Source organism: Vulcanibacillus modesticaldus, from assembly GCF_001730235.1.
In the GTDB taxonomy this organism is placed as follows: Bacteria; Bacillota; Bacilli; order Tepidibacillales; family Tepidibacillaceae; genus Vulcanibacillus; species Vulcanibacillus modesticaldus.
Genome location: NZ_MIJF01000012.1, coordinates 1 through 14,664 on the forward strand (window position 1 = coordinate 1; position 14,664 = coordinate 14,664).

Below are 14,664 nucleotides of genomic sequence, written 5' to 3' on the forward strand. Positions count from 1 at the left end.
GCTGGTTACGAATTTTACTTTGGAAGCCATACGATAATTGGATAAAGTTAATGGTTAAAGCACCAGGATAAAAATAGTTATTGTAAGTTGTTTTGTTTTTTTGTGAATAATTAAATCAAATAGTAATAATTGCCAAATGGACAGTGATCACCTTTAGTTGGTTACTGGTTCTTTGGTCGAAGTTTAGGAAAATATTGTTCAGAATATTGTGTGAACTAACCACTATAACTTTTATGCAACGCTATTGAAAAAAAATAGAAAAAACATTATATCTAGATTGTTGGGCAGGAAACAATAAATTACGCAATTTTTATTTAAATGCAGGCTTTAAATATATTGGTGAATTTCAAGAAGAAAGTTATTTTATTAGTGTATTTAAATATTAATAAAACATTATAAAAAAAATCACAAAAAACATATTAACATTTTACAGGAGGGAGGAAATCATGTTAAAAAAGATAGATCAATATCCATCTGACAAAAGAATTGCTGGAATACATAGTATTCCAATCACAGATGATGGATCAATAATCATGGTGTGGGATAAGAATGAACAAGGATTAACCACTATTGGAGGGAGATTAGAGAAAGATGAAGACATTGATAGAGCACTTGATAGAGAAACTATTGAAGAGGCGGGAATTATTTTAAAACCGAAAAGAATTCCCTTGGCTGCATGGTATTGGGAAAATACTAATACATGCACTGTTTTTGTGATAGCAAAAGTCGATAAATATGTTGAAATACCAGATGGATTTGAAACTTCAGGGAGAGTTATTGTTAATTTTGAGACGGCAAGACAAATGATTGCAAAGTTAGAAGGTGATAATAGTCCGCGAATTGAGATTATTAATTTAGCGGAACAAGCATATATAAATTGTTCGAAATTAGTTGAGAAGAGCAAAGAATAGTTATATCGATCGGGGATGAACGTTAGCCGCAAATATGCCATGGAGGGAAAAATATGAATGTAAACGAAAGTAATTCTAAGAAGCAAAAGTGGATAGGGTTAAACTCGGATGAAGTTCGTGACTTCTACAATCATTTTGGTAAAAAACAGGATTGGCAATCATTCTATGAAGGTCCAGCTATAAAAGAATTAGAATTATATTCCGAATTTCAAAATGCTCAAGCAATATTTGAACTTGGAAGTGGTACAGGTCAATTTGCTGAAAAACTACTTAGATCAGTTCTTTCTAAAGACTGTACATACAAAGGAATAGATATAAGTAGCACAATGGTTGACCTTAGTCGTAAAAGGCTAAAACACTGGTCTGAGAGAGTTAAGATTGACCATAAAGGGCTAGAGGGTTTGGCCCAGGAACCTCCGCAATTCTACGATCGATTTGTCTCAAACTATGTATTTGATCTCTTAAGTGAAGAAGATATTCACCTGGTCGTTGAGCAAGCACGTAGGATCTTAAAGATTAATGGCAGGATATGCCTAGTAAGTTTAACAAATGGAAATGAAGGTTTTTCTCGGCTGATTACTTACTTATGGGAAAAACTGTTTAGATTCAGGGCAAAATGGGTTGGTGGGTGTCGTCCCGTAAAATTAATTTATTATCTTGATTCGGAACATTGGAAACTAATTCATCACGGCAAAGTTAGCTCTTTCGGAATTCCTTCAGAAATAGTTGTTGCAGAACGTATTTCTTAAGTAGGCCCAAAAGAGGAACATAACATCGGCACGTTCCGACAGAAGGAATGGGAACAGATTATGTTATGGAAGTTAGGCACGATGATGATTCAATATATATTATTTTCCCTCACTTTGCCATTGAAGAAAATACAAAGAAAACAATACCAAGTAATAAAAACAATATAATTAAAAATGTTTCGATTGGTAATACAAACGCAAAATGGGTATATGAGAAGATAGAAGAATATAACGTAGAAGTTCCGTTATATCTATATACTATTAAAGATGAAATATATATAACAATTTCCTCTGCTAAATCATTTGAAGAAAAGGATTTTGAGAAAATAATGGGTTCTTTAGTTAAATTAGTTAATGATTAATAGGACATCAGCCCATTTAAAGCTTTAGAAAAAAATTGGAGTATTTAAAATGAATAATAAAAGAACATTAGGCATTCAAAAATCACTTGTTTAAATTATTTTAATCGATTTTACATAATTTAGAAGTAAATGTAATTAAAGGCGAATTAGTTAATGTAGTGATAAATAATATATAACATCAAATGATTGATCAACACAGAATCCATCGTTTGATGTTTTTTTATTTTTAAATAACGAGCATATTTTTGTTTGAGTAGAACGACAAAATATGCATCAAAGAGCTTACAATACATTTTTATTGTAAATCGAAAGTATAAATTATCTTTGTATTCAACTAAAGTGACAGGTAACTTGAGAAGCCTTTATCAATTTGTTTGCGTATAGAAGACTAGTAAAAATGAAATATGAGCCTATATGACAAGGGAGGAGTTTATGAGGAAGTTTTTAAGCATCTTATTAGTATTGGTCGTTTTAGTCATCGGAGCTATTCCTATTATCGGACTATTAAGCTCTGAACCACCTATACCGACCATAACCGTTGGAGACAAGGAGGTAACGACAGTACAAGGCTCTTATTGCTGGAGTGGACTGTTGAAGGCTAAGTGTGTCGATATGATTTCTCCGCCAGAGATTATTAAACATGCAGGTCTTAGACCTGTTGTTGTATCACCTGAAGCCCAATTGACAATAGAATTTAAAAACGAGCCTAAAAAAAATACATTGGGAGCAAATAGATGGATTAATAATGAAGAAACAGAAGTTGTCCAATTAAATGATAATGTTTTGACAGTGCCAAAAGAGAATGGTGTATATGTATACAATATTTTTGCAAGTTGGGAAAAAGGAAACTCAAGTTATGTGTTTGTCATTGAAGTTCGATAGGTCACTCTTGAACTAACGGGTGCGATAATCTGGGAACGTCGCAAATTGAGCAAGAGCTTGATTAGTTTAGAGGAGGTTTAACAAATGGTATGGATGAACATAGATAAACCAACAAAAAAATGCACTATTCATTCAGATGCTAATTGTACTTACGTCAAAAAAAAGAAAGAAACACTTTACAAAGGATTAATATATTGCCTAAGTGGATAAAAATATTTTATAATTCAATCATTTTTATTTTGTCAATTGGAGTAATGATAGCTCTATATGCATTTATACTTAAAGGTTAATTTAATATAACATTGATAACAAAATATCCACAATAAGATTACATATAGCATATTTTAAGCTGAAAATTAAAAATTTTCTAATAATAGGTTGATATCACGATATATTAAAGTTATATTAAATAAAACAGGAAACGTTGTAAATACGGTAATATTATACTCCATATTTTTTTAAGATGAATGTTACTAAAGTGGGAAAATATAGGAGGAGGTAATTTATGAAGATCAAAATTGGAGCAGATGAAATAATTCTTTGGTTACGTAAAAATGGAAAAGCTGTCAATAAACCAAACGATGGTTATGATGGACTTGGTTTAAAAATTTACGATTTGATAGTTAATCAGCTTAACGGAGTAAAAATTGATGATAATGTTCCTTCTTATTGGCCCGTTAATAGTAATTTTCATATTGGAGAAGACGAATTACCAAAGTCATCGGCTCAATATTTAATAGATATAGATAAATTAAAAGATTTATACACTAACATTTCAAGATGGTAATTTAGAAGAAATTTAAAAATATATATTATAAGTTTCTTTTAATAATCAAAATAATATCACTATGAGAGGTAGATGCTAAATGTTAAAAAGATGTATTATGATATTTCCAGAATTTAAAAATATGAATTTGATAGATCAAATAAGAGAAAAATATGATCCTCTGGCAAAGCATGTAAGACCACATATCACATTAGTTTTTCCTTTTGAAAGTAATATAAAGACGAATGAGTTAAAGGAGCATTTATTAAAAAGACTTGAAGGTATAAAACCATTTTATTTATCTCTAAAAGGGATCGTAACATCAAGAGCAAATGGCAATTATATATTTCTAAACATTGAAGATGGAAAAGAGAAAATAATAGAACTACATAATAATTTGTACACTGGTATCTTGGAGGATTATATACCTGATTGGTTAAGAAAAGTAGAATACTTTCCTCACATGACAGTAGGAAATGTTGCAAATGAAGACCAATATATAAAAGCGATTGAAGAGACAAAAAATTTTAACCACGTTTTTGAAACAATAGTAGATACAATAAGTGTAGAAATTATTGATGAAAATGAAGATTCAATTATCGAATTAAACATACCATTAGGATAAGTAGAAAATTTTTTAGGAAATGGTTTTAAGCTTGACGGATAACCCAATCGAAAAATTATTTATCTTTGGATACATACTCAATGATAGTGAATTGGATGAATATCGATACAATGTCAAGGTGAAAACATGGTTTGGTTTAACGGTAGATACATAGAGCATTCACATTGTAATAACATTAAAAAATAGAGGAGGAATAAAGTGAATTTCCTTATATTATTAGTTTTTATAGTTGTAATAATTGGCATACTTTATTCTAATCGAAAAGTAAATGAAAATTTATTAGTATTAAAACTTTTCGGGTACTATTTGCTAGGTGCTTTTTACTTAAATCTAAATGGACTTGTTATTCCAATAGGAATTATTATTAGTTTATTTTTAAAATCAAAGATAAATAGAAGTATAAAGCTAGGAGCTTCAATATTCGGTTTTATAATGATGATAATTGGGTTCTTATTTTAATGAGAAAATGCTAGTTTAAAAGTAGTATTCCTTATTAATAGCCATGATGGGAGGAGGAATAATCATGGCAAACGTTTATTTCTTTACAGGTTTTCCGGGTTTTATCGCATCGGCTTTGATTAAAAAAATTGTAAAAGAAGGGCATAAAATTGATCAAATTTATCTTTTAGTTTTACCTTCTATGTTGGAAAAAGCAAAACAAGAAGTTGATAAGATCGTAATAGAGTATAAAGTGAATCGAAATATTTTCAATTTTATTGTTGGGGATATTACCAAGAAAAATTTAGGCATTTCTCAAAATGTCAACAAACCTTTACAACAATCTGTAACTCACGTTTTTCATTTAGCTGCTATTTATGATTTAGCCGTTCCCAAGAACTTAGCTTATAACGTAAATGTGAATGGAACAAGATTTGTAAATGAATGGGTTCAAGAAATCACAACTCTTAAACGATATATTTATTTTAGTACTGCTTATGTTTCTGGAACTCGTGAAGGACGAATATTAGAGACTGAGTTAGATATGAAGCAATCATTTAAAAACCATTATGAAAGTACCAAATTTGAAGCGGAACTTCTTGTTCGTAAAATTATGAATAAAATTCCCACTACTATTATTCGTCCAGGTATTGTTAAAGGAGATTCAAAAACAGGGGAAACGATTAAATTTGACGGACCTTATTTTCTCTTAAACTTCTTTGATAAACTTAGATTCTTACCGTTTATTCCCTATTTAGGATTGGGGGAAGCTGAAGGTAACTTTGTCCCGGTTGACTACATTATTGATGCAACTGTTTATCTTGCTCATTTTAAAGAAGCTGAAGGTAAGACATATCATCTAACTGATCCTAAACCTTACAAAATGAAAGACATATATAGAATGACAATGGAAGCCTATCTGGGGAGAAAACCAATTGGTATGATTCCATTGTCTTTTGCTAAAGCCATGTTATCTTTATCTTTTATTAGAAAGAGGCTAAGAGTAGAAAAAGAGGCTCTAGACTATTTTACTTATAAATCAGTATATGATTCTACCCAGACACAAAAAGACTTAGAAGGTACGGGGATTTCATGTTCAGATTATAAAGATACGTTAAAAATGATGATTTCTTTTTATGAAAGATATAAAGATGACGAGACAAAGCAGTTAAAAATAAGATAGTATGGGGATGGTTTATATGGATAAAATCCAAAACTTAGTTAAAAAGCAGAAAAAATATTTTGAAACGGGGAAGACTAAAGATTTACTTTTTCGGATCAACAATTTAAAAAAATTAAAACTTGGCATCAAAAAGCATGAAAATCGGATAATTGAAGCATTAAAAGAGGAACTAAATAAATCTGCTTTTGAATCCTATACTTCAGAAATTGGATTGGTTTATGAAGAGATAAATCAAGCGATTAAACATTTGAAAAAATGGGTAAAACCAAAGAAAGTCAAAACTCCTATTACTCATTTTGGTTCTTCAAGTTATATTTATTATGAACCTTACGGTTTGACTTTGATTATTTCACCTTGGAATTATCCGTTCCAATTAGCGATAGCCCCTCTTGTTGGAGCAATCTCAGCCGGAAATTGTGCAATTATTAAACCTTCCGAACTAACTCCTAAAGTTTCTCAAATAATTAGAGAATTGATAGAAGAATCTTTTCATGAAGAATATATCGCTGTGGTTGAAGGTGGAGTAGATGAAAGTACAGCACTTCTTCAGGAAAAGTTTGATTACATCTTTTTTACTGGTAGTGTCCCAGTAGGGAAAATTGTCATGGAAGCGGCAGCTAAGTTTTTAACTCCTATTACATTAGAACTTGGAGGAAAAAGCCCAAGTATAGTGCATAAAGATGCCAATCTCCAATTAGCAGCCAAACGAATTGTGTGGGGGAAATATTTGAATGCTGGTCAAACCTGTATCGCACCGGACTATTTAATGGTTCACAAGAATGTGAAAAACAAATTAATAGAGTATATGAAAGACTATATTAAAGAATTTTATGGAACTGATTCGGCTAATAGCGAAAATTATGCAAGGATTGTTAATGAGCGACATTTTAATCGATTAGTTTCTTATTTACAAGATGGACGCATTTTAATCGGTGGAAGAACTGACAAAGATAAACTCTTTATAGAACCTACGATAATTGACCAGATCAATTGGGATTCGTCGATTATGAAGGAAGAAATATTCGGGCCTCTATTACCTGTTATGGAATATGAAGATGTGTATGAGGTTATAAAAATCGTTAATGAACATCCTAAACCACTAGCTTTGTATTTCTTTTCTAAGGACAAACATTTACAAAACGAGATTATCGATAAAATCTCATTTGGTGGAGGATGTATAAATGATACTGTATATCATTTTGCTTCGCCCCATCTTCCTTTTGGTGGTGTAGGTAACAGTGGAATGGGAAGCTATCATGGAAAAAGTAGTTTTGAACTTTTTTCACATAAAAAAAGTATCCTTAAACAAACCACGCTATTTGATCTTCCCTTTAGATATCCAACTACGAAAGATGCTTTAAAAAAAGTTAAGTTATTTTTGAAATAAGGTGTAACGTTCTACTTTTTATAATAATTACGTCAGATTAAATGAAGGCTCCACTTTAAGGATTGAGTTACTAAAAATGAAAGTAAGGTGATATAAAATTGGTTCGTACGCATACCTATACAAATAATGAAGAAATTGCAAATGCAATTACCCATGGGATAGGAGTTATTTTTAGTGTAATTGCAATGGTTTTACTAATTGATTTTGCGTTAGATAAAGGTACTTTATTATATACAATCAGTGTTTCAATATATGGAGTTACCATGTTTTCGATTTATTTGGTTTCTACGCTTCATCACAGTCTGAGAGGGAAAATGAAAGATTTATTTCAAATATTTGATCATTCATTTATTTATTTTTTTATCGCAGGAACATATACTCCAATTGTATTAAATGTGGTAAAAGGAAAAATTGGATGGATATTATTTGGAGTTGTCTGGGGGATTGCTATTTTTGGTACAGTCTTTAAAGCATTTTTTGTCAAAAAGTTTCTCTTTACTTCTACTATCTTATATATTTTGATGGGATGGATGATTGTTTTTGCCTGGAAACCTCTTATTAATGGATTACCCACAAATGGAGTTGCTTTGTTAATTATTGGAGGAGTTGTTTACACTATCGGAGCAATCTTTTACGTTTGGCGCGGGTTTCCTTATCATCATGCAGTTTGGCATTTATTTGTATTGGCAGGTTCAATTATTCATTTTTTTGCTATCCTACTGTATGCGCAATAAATGGTACCTGTAACTTTTGAAAACGTCGTGAATATCTCAATAATAGAGGTGTTGGTGACCGATAGTAATCTTAAGGGCTTTGAAAATTTGCAGAAGGGAGGGGAGGAAAATAATTTATTTTTTTCTCTTCATAACGATTACCTTCTCACTTATAGCTATATTTCGTAATAAAAAGCAAGAGTATCTAAAATTAACTTCTATAACAGTAGTTTTTTTCTCAATAGTGCATGCACTTCTTGTAGACCATTATTATACTGATAATAATACTATTTTTATAATATCAGTAATTGTTGGAGTTGTTTCATTCTTAGTCTATTTATATTCTGATACAGATATTAATTGGTGAAATAAGTTATTTATTAGTGGTAATATACATGTTTAATGTTCAAGTTGGCTATTCTCTTAGTAAGGAGGTGTGAAGATGACACTTAGGAATGTGATGCTACTCACAGGGTTGCTATTTATACTAAGTGGTTGTTCTATTAATTCCACCGACAATGATATAGATAATTCTAAAGAGTATATTAAAACTGATAACTATTCAAAAATGATTAACAATGGCTCTAATAAAAATGATGAACTAAGTTCGGTTAAGGATTCTGTTGAAACTGAAAAAGTTGACATTACTAATTTTGAAAAAATAGCCCAATTGAACAATGGTGAAGAGTTATATTATGGTTACTATGAAACTTCGTATGGAAAGTATATTGTGATTAAAAGAAATTCTGATATTAAGGTTATATCTAAAGGATTTCCTTCGAGACCAAAGGTAAGTCCCAATGGAAAAATGGTTGCTTTTATAGATGATTTAGATTTCGAAATGATTGGTAACTTGTTTATATATGATACAGTGTCTAAAAACAAAATAAAATTGACCAATTATAATTATAAACAAGAAAATACTGTCAAAGCACTTGAATGGTTAGATGATGATCATATACTATTAATAATTGGTTTTGGATATGGCACAATTACCCGGGGTGGTGATTTATATATTTATGATTTGAATAAAGAGGAACTTGAGAAGATATTAGATGCAGGAGAACGAAGGGAAATCGTCGATGTAAAGGTTAAAGAGGCAGATTTAAAACTTACTATTGTAGTGTGGACAGATGATAATTATACAGAATATGAATATATTGAAAAAATGGTACCAATTAAGGAACTAATAAAAAAATAATGAAGGGGTTATCTGAATGGAAGCTAGAATTAGTTTGATTACTATTTGGACAGACGATTTAATTCCTATGAAAGAATTTTATCATAATGTATTAGGTTTTAGTATAAAAAATGACCTAGGAGAATATATAGAATTTGATAATGAAGGTGTAAGATTTGCACTTTGTAGTAGAAAGGTTATGTATGATTATAATGAAGATTATAAAAAACAAAGTATTGGGCAGTCATTTGAATTGGCTTTTCCATGTAAAAATCCAGAAGAAGTTGATGCATCATATAAAGAAATAATTTCAAAAGGCGGAATTCCTATTCTTGAACCACAAAATATGCCTTGGAACCAAAGAACGGCATTATTTGCTGATCCAGATGGAAACATACATGAAATTTTTGCTGATTTAAAATAATTTTTAATATTAATAAATGGTTATTTGAAGCCCATAGTTTTCAAACAATATTGAAGGTACAAAATTTAAGTGAGTATTTGATATGGGGGCAACTATGAAAAATAAGGTTAAACAAGCATATGATAGATTGTCGGTAAGATATGAACATGAGGATGAAAAGTATAATGTTTACAATAATTATTATGAACGGCCTGCCATGATAAAGCAGCTACCTGATAATTTGAAAGGTTTAAAGGTTTTAGATGCGGGCAGTGCAGCAGGATGGTACACTGAATATTTGATTAATCAAGGGGCTATACCAACTGCAATTGATATTAGTCCAGAGATGGTTGCTGCCACCAAAAGACGTACTAAAGAAAAAGCTGAGGTCTTATGTTGGGATTTAGCAGAAAAGCTTCCATTTAAGGATAATACTTTTGATATTATAATTAGCTCGTTAACACTACATTATTTAAAAGATTGGGATAATACATTTTTTGAATTTTCTAGAGTTTTAAAACCAAATGGGATCTTTTTATATTCAGTACATCATCCAATAATGGATATATCAATCTCTGAAACGAAAAAATATTTAGAAACAGAATTGTTAACTGATCATTGGAAATATGGAAATGAGAAAATAGAAGTTGTATTTTATAGAAGACCTTTACATCAAATAATAAATACAACATTGAAATCCTTTTATTTGGAAGAATTAATAGAGCCAAGTCCAAGAGAAGAACTAAAAAAGAAGATGCCAGATTCATATTATCAACTTTTACAAAGGCCTAATTTTTTAATAGTAAAATCGATAAATTCGAAGAAGAAATGATTCATTTACAAAAAAAGTGAGAAAATAAAATAATAAAAATGTTTTCAGAGGAGTTAATCATGGATAAATATCTAATTAATCGCCAAAAGCACCGGTTCATCGAAGCTGAACTAACTAAGCATTATCAAGCGGGTAGAATTACAGAAAAACAGCTAAATGATATGCTTGATACTTATCAGGTCAAAGAAGGATTAAATTTTATTAAGGTTCTTGTGACTGTTGGAGCAATCCTAATTGGTTTGGGGATTTTGAGTCTGATCGCAAGCAATTGGCAACTTATTATTAAACCTATAAGGTTATTGTTAATTGTTTTTGGCTATATAACAGCAAGTATCATTGGTTTCGATATCCAAGCGAAGTATCCGAAAACCGGTCGTAGTCTAATATATTTAAGTTTTCTGATTTTTGGTGCTGGGATTTTTCTTATTGGTCAAATGTTTAATTTTGGTGGCCGTTTTACTACTGCATTTTTGCTTTGGGCGATTGGTATTTTTCCTTTGACGACTCTAATTAGAGATCGATTGGCATTAAGTTTTGTGCAAATATTGTTACTAGTGTATCTAAATGGACAGTATGTATATGATGATTACCCAATCTTTTTAATCATCCTAATCCCCTTGTTATATTACGTACAAAAATTTTTTACAGGATCTTTTAATCTCTTTTTAACAAATACAATCGTACTCAATTTAATTTGGTATACCTTAGATGAAGGATTAAATTTAAATAATGATTTAATTGTTTTAACGTTTTTTATGATTGGATTACTAATGTTTTATATGCCTAATTTCAAAAAATATCAAGAGATCTTCCGTTTTCAAGGTAATCTTTTATTTGGGTTGATGGGGTTGCTGCTTACTATTAAAAGTTCGTGGGACTTTATTAATCTTAACAATTATCCAATTAACATTATTTTCACGATTATTTTTATCGTTTTTCTGTTATCTTTAGTTAAAAAAGAAAATTTATTGGCATTGTTATTTGTTGGTCTCATAATTTTACGTTTTTATTTCGATACGTTTTACAACTTTTTACCAAAATCGCTTTTCTTCTTAACAGGAGGTATTTTGCTTTTAGGTTTTGGTTTTTATTTCGAACGGAAAAGAAAGTTAACAAGGGGTGAAGGAAATTGAAAAATAGATCTAGAATATATATCATTGCCATAATTTTCCCTATAATAATTTTGTTAGCAATGAGTTTCCTTCCGGTTATGACCTATTTATATGGTATTGATATCTTGTTGACTACACAGCCTTTAGATCCTAGAGATCTGTTCCGTGGTGACTACGTCTCCTTGAGATTTACTATTAATGAAGTAGACCGTTCTTTGTTTCCTGATGAATTAAAATTTGAACCAACTTTTGAAGAATATCGAAATAAAGATCTTTATGCAATATTAACTAAAAAAGGGGAGTATTATGTGGTCGATCGGTTAAGTTTTACCAAACCACAACATCCATATTATTTAAAGGCAAAGGTTAACCTTTACGCCCCATTAAATGAAGAATATCTTAGAACCGTCTACGTAAATTACCAAATTGACAGATATTTTGTTCCCGAAAGAACCGGAAAAGATTTAGAAGAGTTAGCTCGAAAGGGACAATTAGTTGCTCGAGTGAAAATCTGGCGTGGTTATCCATTATTAATCTCGGTTTTTCCGAAAAAAGTTTAAATAATATTTACAAAAGAAAACAAGTGTTAGAGAGGAGGCAGGAGTTTGCAGGAGCTTACTTTGAAAAATGGCCAAAGTTTGATTATTAGAACAGCAAGAAAAGAAGACGCCCAAGCATTGCTTGATTATATTAATATCGTTGCTGCTGAAACAGATAATCTGACTTTTGGTAAAGGGGAATTTGAACTAACAGTTGAACAAGAGGAAAAAGCGATAGAAATTTTTGACCAATCCGATAACAGTATCTATTTGGTAGCTGAGATCGATGGAGAAATTGTTGGTTCTTTAACTTTTACTGGTGGAAAAAGACCTAGAACAAAACACTTTGGAGAATTTGGAGTAAGTGTCTTGAAAAAATATTGGGATCAAGGCATTGGCCGAAAGTTGATAGAGTATCTGATCACGTGAGCGGAAAAAACAGGAATTATCCGTAAAATAAATTTGAAAGTACGTACAGACAACGAGCGGGGAATTCATCTGTACGAAAGTCTTGGTTTTAAAAAAGAAGGTACGATTAAGAGAGTCTTTTATATAAACGGCAAATTTTATGATGTTTATGAGATGGGAATTGAAATAGATTAGATAATTAGGAGAGTTACTAATGGCAGAAAACAATAGGAAAACACAACCAGTATTATATAGTGAAAGAACTATTCTACGAATGCCAAGGATTGAAGATATACCTGCTATTTTAGATTTTTATCATACTAACAGAGCTTATCTTGCACCATTTGAGCCTATTAGACCAGATGAGTTTTATACTGAAGAATTCTGGCGTAAAGATATTTTACAAAGACATGAAGAGTTTAATAGTGATCGTTCGTTACGAATGTTTATTTTTGATAAAGCGGAACCTGGTAAAGTTATTGGTTCTGTGAATTTTAATCAAATTGTCCGTGGCGTTTTTCATGCTTGTTACTTAGGATATAATTTAGCTGAAAATATGCAAGGTAAAGGATTAATGACTGAAGCTCTGACGGTTGCAATTGATTATGTGTTTAATGATTTGAATTTGCATCGCATAATGGCCAATTATATGCCGCACAACCGTAGAAGTGGAAATGTTTTAAAACGTTTAGGCTTCACAATCGAAGGTTACGCCCAAAATTATCTATATATAAATGGTAGATGGGAAGACCATATTTTAACAAGTTTAACAAATCATAAGTGGGTTTCAAAAATATAGTCATAACTGCAAAACCATTTTTTGAATCTAAAGGATTTCAAGTTATAAAAAAACAGAAGAAGAATGTAAAAGGTACAGAATTCATTAACTTTATTATGAAAAAAGTAATAAAATGATCGGAAATTACGAAAAGGAGTTGGAAAATGGTATCGAGATTGTTGCTATTAAGGTTGTTTGAAGCTTTTTCGATTCAGCGTTGGAATGATAGAATTCGTCCTGTTGAACTAACAGAAATGGATAAGCAGGGTCTTAAAGCGATGCTTGCATATATATTTGCGAAAATAGAAGAAGAAAAAGGACATAAGATTGATTGGAATTATATAATTTATGGCTCTTTATTTGCATTAATGAAAAATATAGCCTTGTCCGATATCAAAGCACCAGTTTTAAGTAAGATTAAGCAAGACCATCCCGAGTCATATAAAGAACTGAACAAATGGGTTGTTAATCAATATAATCCATTAATTCAAGATGAATCTTTGATAGAACGATTTGATGAATTTCTAAATAGAGACGAGACAGTGGACAACATTAATCTTCGCATACTAAAAGCAGCACATAAATATTCAACATATAGAGAGTTCGAAATCATTAAAATGGTAAACCAACCTAGTAAACAGTTAGAAAAGATTGAACAAGATCTGGTCACAGAAATTAAGCAATATTTTGATATAAATGGATTAAAAGAAATGTACATGAAAAAAGATCTTTTTGAAGCTATAAACTTAATCGAACAATTAAGATTTCAAACACGTTGGAGTCAAACTCCTCGAGTACCTAGAACATCGGTATTAGGTCATTCAATGCTTGTCGCAAGTTTAATGATTTTTCTGTCAAGAGAAGTAAGTGCCTGTGATAAAAGACTATATAATAATTTTTATGCTGGATTATTTCATGATCTTCCTGAGGCGGTTGTGCGTGATATAATTTCGCCAGTTAAAAGAGCAACATTAGATTTGCCTGAGATTATTAAGGAAATAGAGGAAGAGGTTTGTAAAGCTGAACTTTATCCCAAATTGCCAAAACTGATCGTTGAAGAGTTGTACTATCTGATTGGGATTGGAATCAAAGGTGGAGATGAATATTCTAATAGAATAAAAGAAAATGGCAAAGCTAGAGTATTATTCGAAAATGAAAAAATTAGTGAATTCAACGATGACAAGTATTCTCCTTTAGATGGAAAGTTAATAAAACTAGCAGATGAAATAGCTGCTTTTTTAGAAGCAGATCAATCGATTAAACATGGTATTGTTTCGAGACACTTACATGAAGGAAGAGAACGAGTTCGTCTTAAATATATTGAAAATTCCCAAATTAATGATGTTAATGTGAAGGAGTTTTTCTTAAGTTTTGATTGATAGAAATTAGGAAAGTG

Annotated in this window: 18 protein-coding genes and 2 pseudogenes; all 20 read left to right on the plus strand. The window is 30.9% G+C overall.

Annotation, left to right across the window (positions count from 1 at the left end; all coding sequences use genetic code 11):
• Positions 1-446: 446 nt before the first annotated feature.
• The 20 genes and pseudogenes from BHF71_RS03030 to BHF71_RS03115 all read left to right on the plus strand — a co-directional run bounded on the left by BHF71_RS03030 (position 447) and on the right by BHF71_RS03115 (position 14,647).
• Positions 447-911 carry an NUDIX domain-containing protein gene (locus BHF71_RS03030; RefSeq protein WP_069656198.1) on the plus strand — a complete coding sequence of 155 codons (465 nt, stop codon included), beginning with the start codon at positions 447-449 and terminating at the stop codon, positions 909-911.
• 53 nt (positions 912-964) lie between these two features.
• On the plus strand, positions 965-1,660 hold the full coding sequence (locus tag BHF71_RS03035; protein ID WP_069656199.1) for a class I SAM-dependent methyltransferase: 696 nt from the start codon (positions 965-967) through the stop codon (positions 1,658-1,660).
• 47 nt (positions 1,661-1,707) lie between these two features.
• A complete protein-coding gene (locus BHF71_RS03040; protein ID WP_069656200.1) occupies positions 1,708-2,022 on the plus strand; it encodes a hypothetical protein in 315 nt (104 codons plus the stop codon).
• 432 nt (positions 2,023-2,454) lie between these two features.
• Entirely contained in the window at positions 2,455-2,904 is a 450-nt protein-coding gene (locus tag BHF71_RS03045; RefSeq protein WP_069656201.1) for a hypothetical protein, read from the plus strand.
• Between the two features lie 84 nt (positions 2,905-2,988).
• Positions 2,989-3,114: a hypothetical protein gene (locus BHF71_RS12455; RefSeq protein WP_281179246.1), complete on the plus strand. Its 126-nt coding sequence runs from the start codon at positions 2,989-2,991 to the stop codon at positions 3,112-3,114.
• Between the two features lie 295 nt (positions 3,115-3,409).
• The gene (locus BHF71_RS03050) at positions 3,410-3,691 is read left to right on the plus strand and encodes a hypothetical protein (RefSeq protein WP_069656202.1); all 282 of its coding nucleotides are present in this window, start codon (positions 3,410-3,412) and stop codon (positions 3,689-3,691) included.
• A 79-nt stretch (positions 3,692-3,770) separates the two neighbouring features.
• Positions 3,771-4,295: a 2'-5' RNA ligase family protein gene (locus tag BHF71_RS03055; protein ID WP_069656203.1), complete on the plus strand. Its 525-nt coding sequence runs from the start codon at positions 3,771-3,773 to the stop codon at positions 4,293-4,295.
• A 198-nt stretch (positions 4,296-4,493) separates the two neighbouring features.
• On the plus strand, positions 4,494-4,754 hold the full coding sequence (locus BHF71_RS03060; RefSeq protein ID WP_069656204.1) for a hypothetical protein: 261 nt from the start codon (positions 4,494-4,496) through the stop codon (positions 4,752-4,754).
• A 64-nt stretch (positions 4,755-4,818) separates the two neighbouring features.
• On the plus strand, positions 4,819-5,916 hold the full coding sequence (locus BHF71_RS03065) for an SDR family oxidoreductase (RefSeq protein WP_069656205.1): 1,098 nt from the start codon (positions 4,819-4,821) through the stop codon (positions 5,914-5,916).
• A 16-nt stretch (positions 5,917-5,932) separates the two neighbouring features.
• Positions 5,933-7,303 carry an aldehyde dehydrogenase gene (locus BHF71_RS03070; protein WP_069656206.1) on the plus strand — a complete coding sequence of 457 codons (1,371 nt, stop codon included), beginning with the start codon at positions 5,933-5,935 and terminating at the stop codon, positions 7,301-7,303.
• Between the two features lie 98 nt (positions 7,304-7,401).
• The gene (gene trhA, locus BHF71_RS03075) at positions 7,402-8,037 is read left to right on the plus strand and encodes a PAQR family membrane homeostasis protein TrhA (protein ID WP_069656207.1); all 636 of its coding nucleotides are present in this window, start codon (positions 7,402-7,404) and stop codon (positions 8,035-8,037) included.
• Positions 8,038-8,458: 421 nt separating this feature from the next.
• Positions 8,459-9,217 (plus strand): DUF4652 domain-containing protein, encoded by a 759-nt coding sequence (locus BHF71_RS03080; protein ID WP_069656208.1) that lies wholly within the window; start codon positions 8,459-8,461, stop codon positions 9,215-9,217.
• 16 nt (positions 9,218-9,233) lie between these two features.
• Positions 9,234-9,620 (plus strand): VOC family protein, encoded by a 387-nt coding sequence (locus BHF71_RS03085; protein ID WP_069656209.1) that lies wholly within the window; start codon positions 9,234-9,236, stop codon positions 9,618-9,620.
• A gap of 94 nt (positions 9,621-9,714) precedes the next feature.
• Positions 9,715-10,431, plus strand: a complete 717-nt coding sequence (locus BHF71_RS03090; protein ID WP_069656210.1) for a class I SAM-dependent methyltransferase — start codon at positions 9,715-9,717, stop codon at positions 10,429-10,431.
• A 59-nt stretch (positions 10,432-10,490) separates the two neighbouring features.
• Positions 10,491-11,564 (plus strand): DUF2157 domain-containing protein, encoded by a 1,074-nt coding sequence (locus BHF71_RS03095; RefSeq protein WP_069656211.1) that lies wholly within the window; start codon positions 10,491-10,493, stop codon positions 11,562-11,564.
• On the plus strand, positions 11,561-12,103 hold the full coding sequence (locus BHF71_RS03100; protein WP_084024159.1) for a GDYXXLXY domain-containing protein: 543 nt from the start codon (positions 11,561-11,563) through the stop codon (positions 12,101-12,103). The genes BHF71_RS03095 and BHF71_RS03100 overlap by 4 nt, the downstream gene beginning before the upstream one ends.
• 78 nt (positions 12,104-12,181) lie before the next feature.
• Positions 12,182-12,685 (plus strand): annotated as a pseudogene (locus BHF71_RS03105) (N-acetyltransferase family protein).
• Between the two features lie 19 nt (positions 12,686-12,704).
• Positions 12,705-13,289, plus strand: coding sequence for a ribosomal protein S5-alanine N-acetyltransferase (rimJ, locus tag BHF71_RS03110; protein WP_069656212.1), 585 nt, complete (start codon positions 12,705-12,707; stop codon positions 13,287-13,289).
• Positions 13,290-13,291: 2 nt separating this feature from the next.
• Positions 13,292-13,405 (plus strand): annotated as a pseudogene (locus BHF71_RS12240) (GNAT family N-acetyltransferase); the annotation flags it as partial.
• A gap of 27 nt (positions 13,406-13,432) precedes the next feature.
• On the plus strand, positions 13,433-14,647 hold the full coding sequence (locus tag BHF71_RS03115; RefSeq protein ID WP_069656213.1) for an HD domain-containing protein: 1,215 nt from the start codon (positions 13,433-13,435) through the stop codon (positions 14,645-14,647).
• The last annotated feature ends 17 nt before the right edge of the window (positions 14,648-14,664 follow it).

Bases quoted from the DNA above. Each gene is read 5' to 3' on its own strand.
- BHF71_RS03030 (WP_069656198.1), top strand. From the start codon at position 447: ATGTTAAAAAAGATAGATCAATATCCATCTGACAAAAGAATTGCTGGA.
- BHF71_RS03035 (WP_069656199.1), top strand. From the start codon at position 965: ATGAATGTAAACGAAAGTAATTCTAAGAAGCAAAAGTGGATAGGGTTA.
- BHF71_RS03040 (WP_069656200.1), top strand. From the start codon at position 1,708: ATGGGAACAGATTATGTTATGGAAGTTAGGCACGATGATGATTCAATA.
- BHF71_RS03045 (WP_069656201.1), top strand. From the start codon at position 2,455: ATGAGGAAGTTTTTAAGCATCTTATTAGTATTGGTCGTTTTAGTCATC.
- BHF71_RS12455 (WP_281179246.1), top strand. From the start codon at position 2,989: ATGGTATGGATGAACATAGATAAACCAACAAAAAAATGCACTATTCAT.
- BHF71_RS03050 (WP_069656202.1), top strand. From the start codon at position 3,410: ATGAAGATCAAAATTGGAGCAGATGAAATAATTCTTTGGTTACGTAAA.
- BHF71_RS03055 (WP_069656203.1), top strand. From the start codon at position 3,771: ATGTTAAAAAGATGTATTATGATATTTCCAGAATTTAAAAATATGAAT.
- BHF71_RS03065 (WP_069656205.1), top strand. From the start codon at position 4,819: ATGGCAAACGTTTATTTCTTTACAGGTTTTCCGGGTTTTATCGCATCG.
- BHF71_RS03070 (WP_069656206.1), top strand. From the start codon at position 5,933: ATGGATAAAATCCAAAACTTAGTTAAAAAGCAGAAAAAATATTTTGAA.
- BHF71_RS03080 (WP_069656208.1), top strand. From the start codon at position 8,459: ATGACACTTAGGAATGTGATGCTACTCACAGGGTTGCTATTTATACTA.
- BHF71_RS03085 (WP_069656209.1), top strand. From the start codon at position 9,234: ATGGAAGCTAGAATTAGTTTGATTACTATTTGGACAGACGATTTAATT.
- BHF71_RS03090 (WP_069656210.1), top strand. From the start codon at position 9,715: ATGAAAAATAAGGTTAAACAAGCATATGATAGATTGTCGGTAAGATAT.
- BHF71_RS03095 (WP_069656211.1), top strand. From the start codon at position 10,491: ATGGATAAATATCTAATTAATCGCCAAAAGCACCGGTTCATCGAAGCT.
- rimJ (WP_069656212.1), top strand. From the start codon at position 12,705: ATGGCAGAAAACAATAGGAAAACACAACCAGTATTATATAGTGAAAGA.
- BHF71_RS03115 (WP_069656213.1), top strand. From the start codon at position 13,433: ATGGTATCGAGATTGTTGCTATTAAGGTTGTTTGAAGCTTTTTCGATT.